Genomic DNA, 15973 nt, shown 5'->3' on the forward strand with positions numbered 1-15973 from the left:
TTTAAAGTCCTTATTTTGGAAAACAAGAGAGAAGATAATGTTCAACACTTTCTCGATTTAATAAAAAAGTCACGAAGAGGGAAATTTAAAGTCTACATCGGTATGATTGCCGGTGTAGGCAAAAGTTATCGTATGCTCCAGGAAGCACACTCACTACTTAAAAACGGTATTGATGTCAAAATAGGTTACATCGAAACCCATCACAGAAAAGAGACACATGAACTTTTAGAAGGCCTGCCTGTAATACCTCGTAGAAAGCTTTTCTACAAAGGAAAGGAATTGGAAGAAATGGATGTTCAAGCCATTATCAATCTTCGCCCTGAAGTAGTTATAGTCGATGAATTAGCACACACTAACATTGAAGGAAGCAAGAATGAAAAGCGCTGGCAGGATGTAATGGAAATACTGGAAGCAGGTATTAATGTAATTAGCGCGGTAAACATTCAACACATTGAAAGTTTGAATGAAGAAGTAAAATTCATTACAAATATTGAGGTTAAAGAACGAATTCCAGATAATGTATTGGCACTAGCCGATGAAGTGGTTAATATTGATTTAACGGCAGATGAATTAATTTCTCGCTTAAAAGAAGGAAAAATATACAAAGTCGAAAAAATTGAACAAGCACTTAAAAATTTTTTTAAAAGCGATCATATATTGCAATTAAGAGAGTTGGCTTTAAAGGAAGTAGCAAGTCAGGTTGAACGTAAAGTGGAAAATGAAGTGCCAAAAAGCAAAGCGGTACGTCATGAAAAGTTTTTAGCCTGTATCAGCAGTAACGAGCATACTGCAAAAAAAGTAATTAGGAAAACAGCACGTTTGGCTAATTATTACAATAGCAGATGGTATGTTTTGTATGTTCAGTTGCCACAGGAAAGTGCAGATAAAATACCTTTGGACAAACAACGCCACCTCATTAATAACTTCAAATTAGCCACTGAATTGGGTGCTGAGGTTATAAAGGTTGAACATACTAAAATTGCCAAAGCCATTATTGAGAATGCTGAATTGAAAAACATAACCACTATTTGTATTGGGAAACCTCGAATTAATTTGATGAAAATTATTCTCTCTACAAATGTTTTCAAAGAGCTGTTAAATAAGTTATCTTCGAGTGACATTGATTTAATCATTTTAAGTTGATAAAATGAAAATAAAAACGAAACTTACGCTTGGCGTGGGTCTATTATTCTTTCTGATTATACTTCTGGTAAGCTTAGGAGTTCGTCAGGTGCATAAACTGTCGAACGATACCGAAAATATTTTAGTAGCCAATTACAATTCCGTGGAGTATTCCCGCAATATGTTGAAAGAATTGGATAAAATTGAATTTGAAAATAAACTTTCAGATAAATTCAGTACCTACCTTGAACTGCAATCTAATAATATTACTGAAATAGGAGAAAAAGAACTCACACAAAGTCTTGTGGAAGACTTTTCCGAATATAAAAAAAATCCAAAAGATGCTTTTGCCAATAAGATACGAAAGGATTTGAATGACATTATGAAGCTTAATATGGATGCCATACAACGTAAAAGCCTAGTGGCTTCTAAAACGGCTCAAGATGCCATTCTCTGGATTTCCATTACAGGAGCCATGTGTTTTATGATAGCCTTTTCACTATTAATCAATCTACCGAGTAGTATTGCTAATCCGATAAAGGACTTATCAGAAAGTATTAGACAGATAGCCGCTAAAAATTACCATCAGAGAGTACATTTTGAAGACCATAATGAGTTTGGGGATTTGGCAAAATCGTTCAATACCATGGCTGAGAAATTACAGGAATACAATGACAGTAGTCTGGCAAAATTGATGATGGAAAAAAAGAGAATCGAAACACTCATTAATAATATGCATGACCCAGTTATAGGACTGGATGATAAACAAACTATTCTTTTTGCAAATGAAGAGGCATTGAAAATATCAGGGTTAAAAGCCAACGAGATAATTGGAAAGCTAGCCCAACAAGTAGCACTCACAAATGACCTAATCCGCACATTACTGATAGATTTGATGGATTCAGAAACAAATAAAAAACAAGAGGCGATGAAGATTTATGCCGACAAGAAAGAAAGTTATTTTGAAAGGCAACTGGTTCCGATTGTCATTATTCCAACGGGAGAAAAAGAAAAAAGACAAATAGGTTCGTTTATTATACTCAAAAATGTTACTGCTTATAAAGAATTGGACTTTGCCAAAACAAATTTTATTTCCACAGTTTCACACGAATTTAAAACACCAATAGCCTCCATGAAAATGAGTTTGCAACTTTTAGAGAATGAAGGAATAGGAAAACTCAATGAAGAGCAGAAAGGATTGATTCACAGTATTTATGACGATGCGAACAGGTTATTAAAAACTACAGGTGAATTATTAAATATTACCCAAGTAGAATCGGGAAAATCCAAAATAAATATCGAATCATCCGAGGTTAGCCCCATCATTATGGAAGCGGTGGAAGCTACAAAAAACTTAGCCGAACAAAATAAAATTACATTGCAATTATTGATAGACGATGATTTACCTAAAATTAAAATTGATAAAGAAAAAACGGTTTGGGTTGTTTCAAATCTAATCTCAAATGCTATTCGATATTCTTATGAAAATTCTATAGTAATCATAAAGGCGAAAAAGGCAACCAATAATGTTATGATAAGTGTTGTTGATAGTGGCTTAGGTATATCATCTCAATATAAAGACAAAGTTTTTGATAAATACTTTAGAGTTCCTGGAACTGACAAAGAAGGCACTGGTCTTGGTCTGGCAATCAGTAAAGAGTTCATAGAAGCTCAAGGGGGGACTATTTCTGTTGAGAGTGAATTGGGCTCAGGAAGTAGTTTTATTGTGACTTTGAAAGGTTTATAATTATTTGAGGAGTCTTCAAATTGGTAATCAAAATTTGGAGTAATAAATAAAAAATATATAATATTATATAATATATAATAAATAGGTTATTATTATTTACTTCTTTTGCCATTAATAAGATGTTGTAGGCATTCACAACTCCACCAGATTTTGATAATTTTTAAAATGGTTTTAATATCCCACCTTTTTCTCTTGAAACTTGTATATCAAGATTATACTTTATATTTGAATCTTATAAAATTTGTTTTATTTCTGAACCCTTTTGTTTTTTAAGTTTCTGGTGCCAGTTCAATTTTCAATCCTCCAATGGCTTCGGTTATATGAATTTGACAGCCCAATCGGCTGTTGTCTTTTACATTAAAAGCTTCCTGAAGCATGGCTTCTTCCTCAGCACTTTTCTCGGGTAATTTGACTTCATTTAGAACGTAACACTGACACGAAGCACACATTGCCATGCCTCCGCAGATGCCTATGGTACCTTCGGGTACTAATTCATAGGCTCGCACCAATTCCATGATGCTCATATTCATATCCGTAGGTGCGAGTACCTCGTGAGTTATACCTTCACGGTCTGTAATATTTATAGTAATATCTTGTAGCATATTAGTATATGGATTTTACTACTGCTTTTTCAGACTCTTTTCTACTACCGTCAAATCCGTCGATACCTGAAACTGTAGTATATTTTAAGACGTATTTTTTGTCTGGATTGATTCTTTTAAACACACCTTGACACATTAATGTTGCTTCGTGGAAACCGCACAAAATCAGTTTTAATTTTCCAGGATAGGTGTTGACATCACCAATGGCGTAAATGCCGTCGATGTTCGTTTGGTAATCTAACGCATTATTTACTTTGATAGCATTTTTTTCTATTTCTAATCCCCAATTGGCGATAGCACCTAATTTTGGTGTCAATCCGAAAAGCGGGATAAAGAAATCTGTTTTAATATTATGAATTGTTCCATTTTCATTAATGTCTATGGATTCTAAATGTTCTAATCCGTTTAGTCCAACTACTTCAGCGGGGGTGATCAGTTTTATTTTTCCTAAATTTGTTAATTCCTGCACTCTTTCTACAGAATCCAAAGCGCCACGGAATTCATTTCTACGGTGAATTAACCATACTTCAGAAGCCACATCCGATAAGAAAATGCTCCAATCTAAGGCTGAATCTCCACCGCCTGCAATGACAATCTTTTTATTTCTGAATAATTCAGGGTTTTTTATAAAATATTCAACCCCTTTTTTTTCGTAGAAAGCGATGTTTTCGATTGTAGGTTTTCTGGGGTCAAAAGTCCCCAATCCTCCTGCAATAGCAATCGCTTTGGCGTGGTGTTTGGTTCCTAGATTTGTGGTTACGACAAAAGTTTCGTCCTCTAATTTGGTGATGGTTTCTGCCGTTTCTCCTAAGGTAAACCCAGGTTGGAACTGTTTGATTTGTTCCATTAAATTGCTTACCAAATCTCCTGCTAAGATTTCCGGGTAACCGGGAATATCATAAATGGGTTTTTTTGGGTAAAGTTCAGACAATTGGCCACCAATTTGTGGCAAAGCGTCGATAAGATGGCATTTTAATTTTAATAATCCTGCTTCGAAAACTGCGAAAAGTCCCGTTGGTCCGGCACCGATTATGAGTATGTCTGTTTCAATCATTTTTTCTTTTATCAGCGTTATAAAGTTCTTGAGTCGCAAAGTTTAATAAACTTTATAAAAGGAAATATGATAAATATCATACTACTCTCACATGTGAGGTTTACTATCTAAATGACTATTTATTGTACGAGCTTTATCTGTAGTTGTCCTATGTCATTAATCAAACATGATGATAGTCATTTTTTAAATTAGAAGTTTGATGCAAATTTGTTTTAAATTTTCAGTTTAGATGATGAATGATTTTAATATAAAGAAACAAATCGAAAAGGCTTTGGAAAATAGCCTATTAATCCACTGTGAAATTAATGTAAAAGTTGAAAACGGTGAGGCTATACTTTCTGGTTATGTTGATAGATATAATAAAAAGGAAGTAGCCAAAAAAATTGCTCATGAAGTTGAAGGTATTAGGTTAGTTACAGAGAGCCTGATTGTAGAGTTGAATGATAGTGATATAAGAAACGATAGTGAAATTGAAACTGCTATTCATGAAAAATTCAGTAAAAACTTCGGTTACGCACATACCGATGTACATGTTTCAGTAAGGAATGGATATGTTAGTCTTGAAGGCCGACTGGCTTGGAAATATCAGAAAGATTTAGCAGTAGAATGTATCAGTAGTATCAATGGTATTAAAGATATTAATAATAACATTTTTATACCTGAAACTGCTGAGTCTTTAGTAAATGAAAAGGATGTTTTGGCAGCCATCTATAGTGATCGTTCAATTACCAGCGATATCAAGGTTGAAATTTTTAGATATAAGGTAATCGTAAAAGGCTCAATAAAAAATAGGAATCAAAAAAATCTTGTCACACGTTTGGTACGCAGTGTAGCAGGAGTTAATGAAGTTGAAAATTTTTTAACTATAGACGAAATATGACATTAACGGATTCAGACTTTACATTATAATAAATCAGGATTTTAAAACTCTTAGTTTTTTACATTTTCTAATTTTTTAAGGTCTAGGATTATAATGTTACTTCCTTTTTTTTCAATAATGCCTTCATCTTTTAAATCAGATAGCGTTCGGCTTACAGTTTCAGGAGCCGTTCCTGACAAAGCGGCAAGATCAATCCTGCTAATAATAACATTTTCCTGCTTATTGCTTTGTGAATGAAGTCGGAATAAACTTTCCGCAATACGCTTTCTTACAGATTGGTAAGCCAATTGTATCAGTCGTTCTTCTTGGATTCTTATTTGGCTGGCGAGTATTCGAATGAATTTTCCAGCGACATCTGGGTATAAATTGATAAATTCTTCAAATTGCTCTTTTGGAAGCTGAACCAAATGGCTTTCTTCTACAGTAGTTGCAGTATCAATAAATAATCCTTCTGAAAAAAGTGTATTGACAGCTAAAAAATGATCTGTTTCAAATATTCCAGACATCAATTCCCTTCCGTCTTCTGCCATTTTGGTTACTTTTATTTTTCCGTCAAGAATTACCCAAATACCATTAGCGCGATCACCTTCATAATAAATGATTTGATTTTTTTTGAAAACTCTTACTTTTCGATCCTCTAAAGCGGCTTTTAACTCTTCTAATCCTTCTTTTTGAGATACTAGCTCGGATAAATTACGAATTGATTTGGTGTAAAATTCAGCATGTATCTGTCTTTTTTTTAATCTAGTTTCAATAGCATTTAATAGTTCAGTATCGTCAAAAGGTTTGGTCAGATAATCGTCGGCTCCTAATTCCATTCCTTTGCGTACATCAGTTCTCTCAGATTTTGCAGTCATAAAAATAAACGGAATTGCTTTGGTCTGATCGTGTTTATTCAAAAGATGCAACACTCCATAGCCGTCAAGGTCACCCATCATGATATCACATAGAATGATATCAGGCATATTTTTCATTGCTAATTCGGCTCCGGTTTTACCATTATTTGCTTCAAAAACTTCATACCCCCCTAAAAACAAGATTTCCTTGACATTATCACGGATGTCATCGTTGTCTTCAATAATCAATACTTTAATCATGTCATAGGAAATTTAAGTGAAAAAATTGTTCCGTTTTTAGTGTTGCTTTCAAAAGATACCGTTCCATTCATTAGTGCAACATATCGAGCCACGATGTTAAGACCCAATCCAGTTCCGGGTATAGTACCCGTATTATGTGCTCTGAAAAAAGCATCAAATAAATATTTTTGATCCTCTTTAGGAATGCCAATCCCATTATCTTTTACTTGAATAATACAATTGTCTGTATTAGTTTCGGTACTAAGTTCAATTAAGGCATCATCACCCGAATATTTTATAGCATTGGTTATCAAATTGACAATACAGTTTTTAATCAGGTTTCTATCAAGATTTATCATTTTTTCTGAACCTATATGCTTGTATTTGATAGTTTGGTTTGTTTTAGCCAATAATTGCATTTCTTCGGTTATTTCTTTGGAGAAATTCTGTATGTCAAAATTAGACTTGGCAGCTTCTACTTTACCACTGTCTAACTTTTCCATTTGGAGAAAATTATTCAGTATTGCATTAAGACCTGTTACTGATCCTTTTATTTTTTCGACATGCTTGTTGATTTCCACCAATTTTGCGGGTGCTGCGTATTTATCTATCAAGGAAGCCGAAAGTAGAATTGTACTTAATGGTGTTCTAAATTCATGTGAAGCCATAGAGATAAACATATTTTTAAGTTTACCAAGTTCTTTTTCATTTTCAAGTGAATTGCTAATTTGCTCTTTAGCAATTTCTAATGCATGAATCGTTTCATTAAGTGATTGGGTTCTAATTTCAACCAATTCCTCCAAGTGCATAGCATAATCTTTGAGTCTTTCTTCAACCTCCTTTTGCTGTGTTAGATCGTGAATAAATCCCACAAAAAATGTTCTTTCATTATACCTCACCTCACTAACCCCCAATCGTAAAGGAAAAGTACTGCCATCTCTCCTTAATCCGGTTACTTCACGACCAATACCTATAATTCTGGGTTTATGCGTTACCTGATAACGTCGTAAATAGTGATCGTGTTGGAGTTTGTCGGGTGGAGGCATGAGCATGGAAATGTTATTTCCTATGACTTCATCAGGAACATATCCAAATAGTTTACAAGCTGAAGGGTTGATGCTTTCCACAATACCGTTTTCATCAATAGAAATAATACCGTCAATAGCATTCTGGACAACGGCATGTAATAATTCTGAACTTTTCATTCAACAAGTATTTTGGCTTATTATCAAAGGTAATATTTATTAAATCATATTGAAATAATAATATGAGCGAAATTACATTTTAAGCTGATGCAGATCATTTTATTGATATTAGATAATGCAGAAATTTGAATATTATTATTACAGTTTTGAAAAAGTGTAAATGATAATTTAACTTAAAAATCTATTATAATGAAGAATAATGAACAAATACAACAAGATGTAGAGGATGCTATTAAATGGGAACCTTTATTACATGCAGCGGAAATTGGAGTAACTGTTAAAGATGGAGTTGTTACTCTTATGGGAACGGTAGATAATTATTTAAAAAGAATTGAAGCCGAAAAAGCGGCCAAGAAAGTTGAAGGTGTTAAGGCTGTAGTTGAAAAAATAGAAGTAAGATTGCCTCATGCTGCTGGTAAAACGGATCAAGAGATTGCAGAGCAATTACTCAGTGCTTTTAAAAACAATTGGTCTATTCCTGATTTGAAAGTTAAGATTAAAGTTGAAAATGGTTGGGTTTACCTTGATGGTACTTTTTCATGGGATTACCAACGTGAAGCAGTAAAAAGAGTGTTATATTATATACAAGGAGTTAAAGGAGTCATCAATAATATTACGATCGAATCTGAGGTTCATGATGAACTGGAGGAAAAATTAATAAAAAATGCTCTTAAACGTCATTGGTCTATAAACGGAGACACCATCACTGTAGATGTTTCAGGAACCACGGTAACCCTAGCTGGTTTTGTTACTTCGTTATATCAAAAAGAAGAGGCAGGTCGAATTACTTGGAAAACCCCAGGAGTTTGGTCGGTCATCAACAACCTAAAGGTGGAATACGAGCACGCTTTCCAAAAAAATAAAGACAGGATGTGAATCCTGCTTTCTTTTTTTGGAAAAGTACATGTGAAAAGTACATGTGAAAAGTACATGTGAAAAGTAATTTCTGTGATGAAGGTCATTTTTCATAGTTATAATCAGTGGTAGTTTTACAATTAAAAAGAGAATTTATGTTAGTTAATAAGAATACAACAAAAAAAAATATGGGTTCAATAGATAGAACAGTCAGGATTGTCCTAGTGGCTACACTATTTTACTTTATAGATTGTTGGGATGATACAACCCAGATTTTAATGGGTGTTATTGCGGTGATATTGATACTTTCTTCAATAAATGGATTTTGTTTGCTTTATCGGCCATTCAAATTCAGTACCATCAGAAAAAACAAATTAAAGAAATAAACGGATCAATTATGAGTGTCAAACTTTCTACAATTATCAATTCTAAAAGACTAGTGCTTATTGATTTTCATAAACCGACTTGTGACTCATCACAATCGTTACTCCCTGTTTTGGAACGCGTACAAAATTGTCTGCAAAAAAGAGTAGTTATTGTAAAAGTTAATGTTAATAAAAACAAACAATTGGCTGAAAATTATTGTGTGACTAACTTTCCGACTTTAATGCTTTTCAGGAATGGAAAACAGTTATGGATTCATTCAGGATATCTGAATAGGGGCTCAATAATCCTTAAAATTATTGAAAGAAATCATTGGAATTATTAGTTTATATAAAATAGAGAGGCTATGAAAATCATCAAGAATTCGGGAGATATTGTAGACTTCAATCCTGAAAAATTAAGAAAGTCACTACTAAGATCAGGAGCAGATGCAATAGCTGTTGAGGGGATTATGGCTCATATTCACGGGAAATTGCATAATGGTATGAGAACCAGGGAAATTTACCGATTAGCAGGTAAAATGCTAAAAAAAATATCCGCATCACATGCAGCAAGATACAATCTGAGAGCTGCAATACAACAATTAGGTCCAGCGGGGTTTTTCTTTGAAAAATTTGTATCACTTCTTTTTATGTCAGAAGGATATATAACCAAGACTAACCTCATGCTACAAGGAAACTGCGTGCTCCACGAAATTGATATTGTACTCAAAAAGATGGATATCTTAACTATGGTGGAATGTAAGTTCCATGCAGGAAGTAACGCAGTGTCTGATGTTAAGGTTCCAATGTATATTCTATCCCGTTTTAATGATATTAAGGACTCTCGGCATCAAATTTTTTCTAATTCGGAAACTATAGACAAATGTTTGATTGTTACCAATAATCGTTTTACAGTTGATGCCATTACATTTGCTGGTTGTTCGGGATTGGAAATGTTGAGTTGGGATTATCCTTCGGAAAATAATCTGAAAACAAAAATTGATATTGGAGTATTGTATCCTCTAACTTGTCTTACCACGCTGTCTATGGTAGAAAAAGAAAAATTACTCATTTTAAATATTATACTTGTTAAACAACTCATCGATTCTTCTGATACGCTGCTAAAAATAGGTGTTAGTGAGGGTCGCAAAAAAAATATCCTTAATGAAGCCGCTGGGCTTTGCAATTATTTTATAAAATGAAAATAAAATTCCTTGGTGGAGCCGGTACAGTCACTGGTTCAAAAACGCTTATTGAAAGCAATGGTGTCACCATACTTATTGACTGCGGACAGTTTCAAGGAGTGAAGGCTTTGAGGGAATTGAATTGGGAGCCACTTCCAGTTTTGCCATCCTCTATTGATTTTGTACTTCTAACTCATGGACATTTGGACCATTGTGGCTGGCTGCCTCGATTGGTTGCCGAAGGGTTTCACGGAAAGATTTATTGTACTTCACCTACAAAAGATGTGGCAAGGCTTGTAATGCTCGACAGTGCTAAAATTCAGGAAGAAGAAGCCGAACTGGCAAATAAAGGGCATTATTCAGCTCATGAAATTGCTGAGCCACTTTATACTGTAAAACAAGCGGAAAACGTCTTGCCAATGTTTAAAGTAATCGAAGTAGGGAAACCAGTTATGCTTGATGCAGAAATTAGTGCAGTGTTTACCAATGCAGGACATATTATTGGGGCATGCAGTATTGAACTTTCTCTTGAAAATAAAGTACTTGTTTTTTCAGGTGATATAGGAAGAGATAATGATGTGTTGATGTTTCCTCCAGTGCGCCCCAAAAAGGGCGATTATATTTTTCTTGAAAGTACTTATGGTAACCGTCTCCATCCTTTAGACGATGCTAAACTAGAGCTTGAAACTTATATCAACGACACCATTCGAAATAACGGTACTGTACTTATTCCTGGATTTGCTGTAGAAAGAGTACAGTCTATCATGTATCTTCTTTGGCAACTTAAAAAGGAGAAAAAAATACCTGATGTACCTTATATCCTTGATACGCCAATGGGAATTAGCGTTGTAAGTATTTTTAATGCTAATCTGAAATGGCACAAGTTACCAGCTGAAGATATTACGGAGATGTGTGCGATGTTTACGATGATTTCAGATTACAAAGATACTATTGATGCTATTTATGACAAGCAGCCAAAAGTTGTCATTGCTGCTAGTGGTATGCTTACAGGTGGTAGGATTTTATCTTATCTAGAATATTATTTAAGCATGGAAAGCACTTCAATAATTATATCTGGTTATCAAGCTGAAGGAACACGTGGCAGAAAATTATTAGATCATGCTGCAGAAATTAAAATGAGAGGTAAATATTATACAGTAGGGGCGAAGGTATATGAAATTGAAAGTCTGTCAGCACATGCCGATCAGGAAGGTTTGTTAGAATGGCTTTCAGCACTCGAAGCAAAACCGGAAAAAGTTTTTTTGGTACATGGAGAAAATGAAGCAGCAGATGAATTACGACTTAAAATAAAAGAACGATACGGCTACAACTGCGCTGTTCCTTTAATAGGTCAAGAAATTGAAATTTAAATAATCTACATCAGAAATACCCATCTTGTTTATATTAAAAGTAGTTATCATGAAAAAAATACTATTCCCAACAGACTTTTCACATGCTTCGATTAATGCTTTTGTTTATGCAATTCACCTAGCCAGTAAATTGAATGCTGAAATCATCATTCTACATGTTTTTGATCTTCCTATGAATGTTTTTGGTGATTATTATAGTTCTCTTCCATTGGATTATGAAACTCTTGAATGGAGTGAATTTGAGAATTACAAAAGTGACGTTCCCATATTCAGGGATATAGCAGAAAGAAATAAGGGACATCACATTAATCTTTCCTATGTACTTGAGAGAGGAAACCCAGTTGATATAATCTTAGAAGTTGCAGAAAGTAATCATATCAATTTTATAGTCATGGGCACTAAAGGTGCTTCCGGGATTGAGGAAGTTTTACTTGGTACAGTAGCTGAAAAAGTCATGAATAGTACAAAAATACCAGTTTTTGCCATTCCAGAGTATTGCCAATTCAAACCATTAAATAAAATACTATTTCTAACCCAATTCGAAAGAAGACATAGGGCTGTATTAGGAAAATTACTGCATCTATCTGGCGTTTTCAATGCTCATATTAATGTGCTAGAAGTAAAGTCAAACCCTATCGATGATGAATGGAATACACTCAAGGATTGGGAATATAATTATATGGAAGAGCGTATTGATTTTAATATTATAGAAAGTGATGATATTGAAAATACTATTTTGGATACTATTGTAAAGAATCATATCGACCTTGTCGCCATGACTGTAAAACACAAAGGACTACTTGAAAAACTCTTTTTAAGTAGCATAGCAAGAAACATAGTTTTTCATTCTAAAATTCCTGTATTGGCAATTCCTTACGAATAAATTAGTATTCGAATAGTTTCATTAAACTGCTTTTTACTTGTGAAATACTTTCTGGCGAACCATGTCTTTTATAATTAACTTTCCATATTCATGACCAAGCCTTTCGGAATTGGAAGGATCGAATGATTCTGTCTGAACTGAATAAATAAGTTTTTGGTCGACCATGCGATAAAAATTGCTTTCCCAAAAATATTTTGTGTTTGTAACATAGTAATCAGATTCATATATTCTATTATACAATACTGCCTGATAGTTCCAGAAACGATCATGATAATATCCGTAAGGAGAGTGATGTATGTAAGCTGGTACATAATCTTTTTTACTTTTTTTATCAAGCATTACTATTGTAATTACAGCATCAACTCCGTTGTTTCTAATCTTTGTTAATGCTGTTTTTTCATCCATATTTTCAAAGAATTTGGGCCCATATTCGCTAAGTGAAGAAATAGCATTGTATCCTAAATCTTTAAGATCACCAACCATATGATCTTCCATTTTTTCTTGCACACAGCTTTCTGAATTACTAATAAGACCTAAGACCATAATTTTATTATAAGTGCCTAGATTTTCATTATTTGCCTTCCATGAATCTGTAATTTTTGATGTTCCGCAGCTTACGAAACAAAATGTTATAATAATGCTTGTCCAATATGTTTTTTTCATTTGTTTATTTTTTTAGATGATAAGTAAAATTAGTAATTCAGCGATCTCCTAAAAATGATAGATATCATTAAAACACACACCAAAATAAGTATTGAAATTTCTGAATTGTGATGTTCGTCATGTTACTAAAATTGTATGTTTTGTAGTTTTACCTCTTTAAAATCAGTTTATTAATTATAGATATCGGAATTAGACAAATGAAAATTATTATTTACAGTAGTAAAGACTTTGAACGCACTTACTTGGTTAAAGCAAACAGTTTTAATCATTATCTAACTTTCACTAAAGATGCATTATCAGCAGATACAATTATGCAAGCAGAAAGTCATGAAGCTGTAGTCGTTTTTACTGGTGATGATGTTTCAGCTAATGTAATAGAAAAATTAAAAGCTATTGGTGTCAAATATATAGCGATACGAGCTGCAGGTTTTGATAATGTGGATGTTTCGATTGCAAACTACTTAGGAATTAAATGTGCCAATGTACCTGAATATTCACCCTATGCAATTGCGGAACATGCCGTAGCACTTATCCTAGCACTTAATCGGAAAATGATTTTGGCAGATAAACAAGTACATAATCGTGACTTTAGAATAAATAATCTAATTGGATTTGATTTGAATAATAAAACTGTTGGGATTATCGGAACAGGTAGGATTGGGAGCGTAATGGCAAAAATTATGAATGGTTTTGGATGTAAATTACTTGGGTTTGACAAAATAAAAAACGAAGAATTAATCCAAAAGTATGATTTCAATTATACCGATTTAGAAACTTTATGTAGTGAATCTGATATAATCACCATTCATATGCCGCTTAATTCGGAAACTAAATATTTGATAGGAAGCGAAATGATTAATGTAATGAAACGTAACGTAATACTTATAAACACGTCAAGAGGTTCAGTATTAAATACAGCTAGTGTGTTAAAGGCATTGGCAAATAATAGCATTGGTTATCTTGGTATTGATGTTTATGAAAACGAAAAAGGGGTGTTTTTTTATGATCATTCCTTAAATGGTAAAATTGATTCAGTCTTGGCTAGATTACTTACTTACCCGAATGTTATCATTACACCACATCAGGCATTTGCCACTGTTGAAGCACTATTAAATATTGCTGAAACGACCATGTATAATTTAGATTGTTGGGCGCAAGGTAAGAATACTGAAAATGAACTCCATTAATTTAATAATTGAAAATCATGAATACACAAAAACAAATTAAAGAAAAGATCACTTTTGAGGATTTCAGGAATGAAAATGGAATGACTTATTGGTGGGCAACAGACCTTATGACGATGTTGGGTTATAAGAGTATGAAATCGTTCCAGAAAGTACTTGATAATGTAACGAAAGCTCTTTCTGCGTTGGATATTCTATATTATGAAAATATTATTGCTGAAGAAAGAAGTAATAATGGAAAGTCCTGGCAGGATTTCAGATTGACCCGGTTTGCATGCTATTTAGCTGTAATGAACGGTGATCCTAAAAAAAAGGAGGTGGCGGAGGCTCAAGTCTATTTTGCAAACCAAACCAGAAAATTTGAATTGTATATGAAAGACAATTCACAGATTAAACGCATGCTTATTAGAGAAGACTTATCAGAAGGGAATAAATCATTAGCATCTATAGTTAAGCAATCAGGTGTAACAGATTTCTCTAAATTTCAAAATGCAGGTTATTTAGGTATGTACAATATGGAGGCATGGAAATTAAAAGCTCGCCGCAAAATAATAAAAGGGAGCCTTATTGATCAAATGGGTCGTGCTGAACTTGCGGCAAATCTTTTTCGCGTAACACAAACCGAGGAGCGGATTAAAAGAAGTCATATTAAAGGTCAGCAGAATCTGGAGCAAACCCATTTTGAAGTTGGCCGTGATATTAGAAAAATTATTATAAACAATACAGGTAAGACTCCAGAAACCCTTCCTATGGAGAAACAGATTGAGGATATCAAAAGCGAACTTAAAAAAGGACAGCAGCAAATGCTTAAGGAAGATGATTTAAAAACAAAGAAGTAGTATCTTTTAAAAAGATTTTATGTTTACTATTTACAGGTATATGATTATTGGTATTCTTCTACGAACATAGGATTATTAATTTACAATTCAATTAAAATATATTATTATGAAAAAAATTCTTTTCCCAACAGATTTTTCTAAAACATCATTTAATGCATTTGTTTATGCTTTACATCTTGCAGAAATGATAAATGCTGAAATTATTACACTTCATGCTTATGAGTTTCCTGTCAATGGTTATATAGACAATAATTTTCTAGCCATAAATTTTAATATAAGCGAGTGGGATGAGTTTGAAAATTTTAAAAGCGAAATACCAAAACTACGGGTCATCATTGAAAAAGAAAAAATGGAGCATATTAAAGTTACTCACATGCTTCAAGAAGGAAATGCTATTGCAACGATAAAAGAAGTTGCCGAAAAAGAAAATGTGGATTATGTCATTATGGGAACTAATGGTGCAAGTGGATTTTCTGATGTTTTTTTAGGCTCAGTGACAGATAATGTAATGAATCAGTCTAGAAAAACAGTACTTGCCATTCCAGCCCATTGCCATTTTAAGCCTATAAAAAAAATGCTCTTTCTTTCACACTTAAAAAGCACCAATATTGATTTGTTGAGAAGATTAAATGAATTAGCAATATTACTTCACGCTCATATTGATGTTCTTGAGGTAAAGGAGCATCATGAAGCCGAAGAAAGTAATACGATTCTTAAATGGAAAAGTTTTTTTCCGAAGGCCGGCATAAATTTTTATATTCTGGCTAGCAATGATACTGAAGGTACTGTAATTGATTTCATAGATATCAACAAAATAGATATTGTATCCATTCCTGTACACCACAAAGGTTTTTTCAAAAAAATATTTGCTTACAGCCTTTCTAGAAAACTTGGCTATCATTCCACAATACCATTATTGGGAATGCCTCATAATGATTTATAAT

Annotated in this window: 17 protein-coding genes; 12 read left to right on the top strand and 5 right to left on the bottom strand. The window is 33.4% G+C overall.

Annotated elements, in window-relative coordinates; all coding sequences use genetic code 11:
• Positions 1 to 15: 15 nt before the first annotated feature.
• Both ACRDEC_RS02615 and ACRDEC_RS02620 read left to right on the top strand, forming a co-directional pair.
• Positions 16 to 1143 carry a sensor protein KdpD gene (locus tag ACRDEC_RS02615; RefSeq protein ID WP_431496774.1) on the top strand — a complete coding sequence of 376 codons (1128 nt, stop codon included), beginning with the start codon at positions 16 to 18 and terminating at the stop codon, positions 1141 to 1143.
• Between the two features lie 4 nt (positions 1144 to 1147).
• Positions 1148 to 2869: an ATP-binding protein gene (locus ACRDEC_RS02620; RefSeq protein ID WP_431496775.1), complete on the top strand. Its 1722-nt coding sequence runs from the start codon at positions 1148 to 1150 to the stop codon at positions 2867 to 2869.
• Between the two features lie 269 nt (positions 2870 to 3138).
• Here ACRDEC_RS02620 and ACRDEC_RS02625 read toward each other — a convergent pair whose 3' ends face one another.
• Positions 3139 to 3471 (bottom strand): ferredoxin, encoded by a 333-nt coding sequence (locus tag ACRDEC_RS02625; RefSeq protein WP_431496776.1) that lies wholly within the window; start codon positions 3469 to 3471, stop codon positions 3139 to 3141.
• Position 3472: 1 nt separating this feature from the next.
• A complete protein-coding gene (locus ACRDEC_RS02630) occupies positions 3473 to 4525 on the bottom strand; it encodes an NAD(P)/FAD-dependent oxidoreductase (protein ID WP_431496777.1) in 1053 nt (350 codons plus the stop codon).
• 229 nt (positions 4526 to 4754) lie between these two features.
• Between ACRDEC_RS02630 and ACRDEC_RS02635 the strand changes: the two genes are divergently transcribed.
• Positions 4755 to 5405 carry a BON domain-containing protein gene (locus ACRDEC_RS02635; protein WP_431496778.1) on the top strand — a complete coding sequence of 217 codons (651 nt, stop codon included), beginning with the start codon at positions 4755 to 4757 and terminating at the stop codon, positions 5403 to 5405.
• Positions 5406 to 5455: 50 nt separating this feature from the next.
• Here the strand turns inward: ACRDEC_RS02635 and ACRDEC_RS02640 are convergent, their stop codons facing one another.
• Entirely contained in the window at positions 5456 to 6502 is a 1047-nt protein-coding gene (locus tag ACRDEC_RS02640) for a response regulator (RefSeq protein WP_431496779.1), read from the bottom strand.
• Positions 6499 to 7686 carry a PAS domain-containing sensor histidine kinase gene (locus ACRDEC_RS02645; protein ID WP_431496780.1) on the bottom strand — a complete coding sequence of 396 codons (1188 nt, stop codon included), beginning with the start codon at positions 7684 to 7686 and terminating at the stop codon, positions 6499 to 6501. The genes ACRDEC_RS02640 and ACRDEC_RS02645 overlap by 4 nt, the downstream gene beginning before the upstream one ends.
• Positions 7687 to 7875: 189 nt before the next feature.
• Here ACRDEC_RS02645 and ACRDEC_RS02650 point away from each other — a divergent pair, with 189 nt between their 5' ends.
• The 6 genes from ACRDEC_RS02650 to ACRDEC_RS02675 all read left to right on the top strand — a co-directional run bounded on the left by ACRDEC_RS02650 (position 7876) and on the right by ACRDEC_RS02675 (position 12343).
• The gene (locus tag ACRDEC_RS02650; RefSeq protein ID WP_431496781.1) at positions 7876 to 8562 is read left to right on the top strand and encodes a BON domain-containing protein; all 687 of its coding nucleotides are present in this window, start codon (positions 7876 to 7878) and stop codon (positions 8560 to 8562) included.
• Between the two features lie 167 nt (positions 8563 to 8729).
• A complete protein-coding gene (locus ACRDEC_RS02655) occupies positions 8730 to 8927 on the top strand; it encodes a YgaP family membrane protein (protein WP_431496925.1) in 198 nt (65 codons plus the stop codon).
• A gap of 11 nt (positions 8928 to 8938) precedes the next feature.
• Positions 8939 to 9250 carry a thioredoxin family protein gene (locus ACRDEC_RS02660; protein ID WP_431496782.1) on the top strand — a complete coding sequence of 104 codons (312 nt, stop codon included), beginning with the start codon at positions 8939 to 8941 and terminating at the stop codon, positions 9248 to 9250.
• 21 nt (positions 9251 to 9271) lie between these two features.
• Complete coding sequence (locus ACRDEC_RS02665) at positions 9272 to 10108, top strand: restriction endonuclease (RefSeq protein ID WP_431496783.1); 837 nt, start codon at positions 9272 to 9274, stop codon at positions 10106 to 10108.
• Positions 10105 to 11460, top strand: a complete 1356-nt coding sequence (locus ACRDEC_RS02670; protein ID WP_431496784.1) for an MBL fold metallo-hydrolase RNA specificity domain-containing protein — start codon at positions 10105 to 10107, stop codon at positions 11458 to 11460. Before ACRDEC_RS02665 ends, ACRDEC_RS02670 begins: the two co-directional genes overlap by 4 nt.
• A 49-nt stretch (positions 11461 to 11509) precedes the next feature.
• On the top strand, positions 11510 to 12343 hold the full coding sequence (locus ACRDEC_RS02675; RefSeq protein WP_431496785.1) for a universal stress protein: 834 nt from the start codon (positions 11510 to 11512) through the stop codon (positions 12341 to 12343).
• A 33-nt stretch (positions 12344 to 12376) separates the two neighbouring features.
• Here the strand turns inward: ACRDEC_RS02675 and ACRDEC_RS02680 are convergent, their stop codons facing one another.
• The gene (locus tag ACRDEC_RS02680) at positions 12377 to 13006 is read right to left on the bottom strand and encodes a hypothetical protein (RefSeq protein ID WP_431496786.1); all 630 of its coding nucleotides are present in this window, start codon (positions 13004 to 13006) and stop codon (positions 12377 to 12379) included.
• A 197-nt stretch (positions 13007 to 13203) separates the two neighbouring features.
• On the opposite strand from ACRDEC_RS02680, the gene ACRDEC_RS02685 reads away from it, so the two are divergent.
• From ACRDEC_RS02685 to ACRDEC_RS02695, 3 genes are all read left to right on the top strand, one after another.
• Complete coding sequence (locus ACRDEC_RS02685; protein WP_431496787.1) at positions 13204 to 14193, top strand: 2-hydroxyacid dehydrogenase; 990 nt, start codon at positions 13204 to 13206, stop codon at positions 14191 to 14193.
• A gap of 17 nt (positions 14194 to 14210) precedes the next feature.
• Positions 14211 to 15029: a BRO family protein gene (locus ACRDEC_RS02690; protein ID WP_431496788.1), complete on the top strand. Its 819-nt coding sequence runs from the start codon at positions 14211 to 14213 to the stop codon at positions 15027 to 15029.
• Positions 15030 to 15135: 106 nt separating this feature from the next.
• Positions 15136 to 15972, top strand: a complete 837-nt coding sequence (locus tag ACRDEC_RS02695; protein WP_431496789.1) for a universal stress protein — start codon at positions 15136 to 15138, stop codon at positions 15970 to 15972.
• The last annotated feature ends 1 nt before the right edge of the window (position 15973 follow it).

The sequence above is a fragment of the Flavobacterium sp. genome (assembly GCF_050696275.1).
GTDB lineage: Bacteria > Bacteroidota > Bacteroidia > Flavobacteriales > Flavobacteriaceae > Flavobacterium.

Excerpts from the sequence above, each read along its gene's own strand:
- ACRDEC_RS02670 (WP_431496784.1), top strand. The coding sequence starts at position 10,105 with ATGAAAATAAAATTCCTTGGTGGAGCCGGTACAGTCACTGGTTCAAAA.
- ACRDEC_RS02635 (WP_431496778.1), top strand. The coding sequence starts at position 4,755 with ATGATGAATGATTTTAATATAAAGAAACAAATCGAAAAGGCTTTGGAA.
- ACRDEC_RS02640 (WP_431496779.1), bottom strand. The coding sequence starts at position 6,502 with ATGATTAAAGTATTGATTATTGAAGACAACGATGACATCCGTGATAAT.
- ACRDEC_RS02660 (WP_431496782.1), top strand. The coding sequence starts at position 8,939 with ATGAGTGTCAAACTTTCTACAATTATCAATTCTAAAAGACTAGTGCTT.
- ACRDEC_RS02645 (WP_431496780.1), bottom strand. The coding sequence starts at position 7,686 with ATGAAAAGTTCAGAATTATTACATGCCGTTGTCCAGAATGCTATTGAC.
- ACRDEC_RS02695 (WP_431496789.1), top strand. The coding sequence starts at position 15,136 with ATGAAAAAAATTCTTTTCCCAACAGATTTTTCTAAAACATCATTTAAT.
- ACRDEC_RS02630 (WP_431496777.1), bottom strand. The coding sequence starts at position 4,525 with ATGATTGAAACAGACATACTCATAATCGGTGCCGGACCAACGGGACTT.
- ACRDEC_RS02690 (WP_431496788.1), top strand. The coding sequence starts at position 14,211 with ATGAATACACAAAAACAAATTAAAGAAAAGATCACTTTTGAGGATTTC.
- ACRDEC_RS02650 (WP_431496781.1), top strand. The coding sequence starts at position 7,876 with ATGAAGAATAATGAACAAATACAACAAGATGTAGAGGATGCTATTAAA.
- ACRDEC_RS02685 (WP_431496787.1), top strand. The coding sequence starts at position 13,204 with ATGAAAATTATTATTTACAGTAGTAAAGACTTTGAACGCACTTACTTG.
- ACRDEC_RS02680 (WP_431496786.1), bottom strand. The coding sequence starts at position 13,006 with ATGAAAAAAACATATTGGACAAGCATTATTATAACATTTTGTTTCGTA.
- ACRDEC_RS02625 (WP_431496776.1), bottom strand. The coding sequence starts at position 3,471 with ATGCTACAAGATATTACTATAAATATTACAGACCGTGAAGGTATAACT.
- ACRDEC_RS02655 (WP_431496925.1), top strand. The coding sequence starts at position 8,730 with ATGGGTTCAATAGATAGAACAGTCAGGATTGTCCTAGTGGCTACACTA.
- ACRDEC_RS02665 (WP_431496783.1), top strand. The coding sequence starts at position 9,272 with ATGAAAATCATCAAGAATTCGGGAGATATTGTAGACTTCAATCCTGAA.
- ACRDEC_RS02675 (WP_431496785.1), top strand. The coding sequence starts at position 11,510 with ATGAAAAAAATACTATTCCCAACAGACTTTTCACATGCTTCGATTAAT.
- ACRDEC_RS02620 (WP_431496775.1), top strand. The coding sequence starts at position 1,148 with ATGAAAATAAAAACGAAACTTACGCTTGGCGTGGGTCTATTATTCTTT.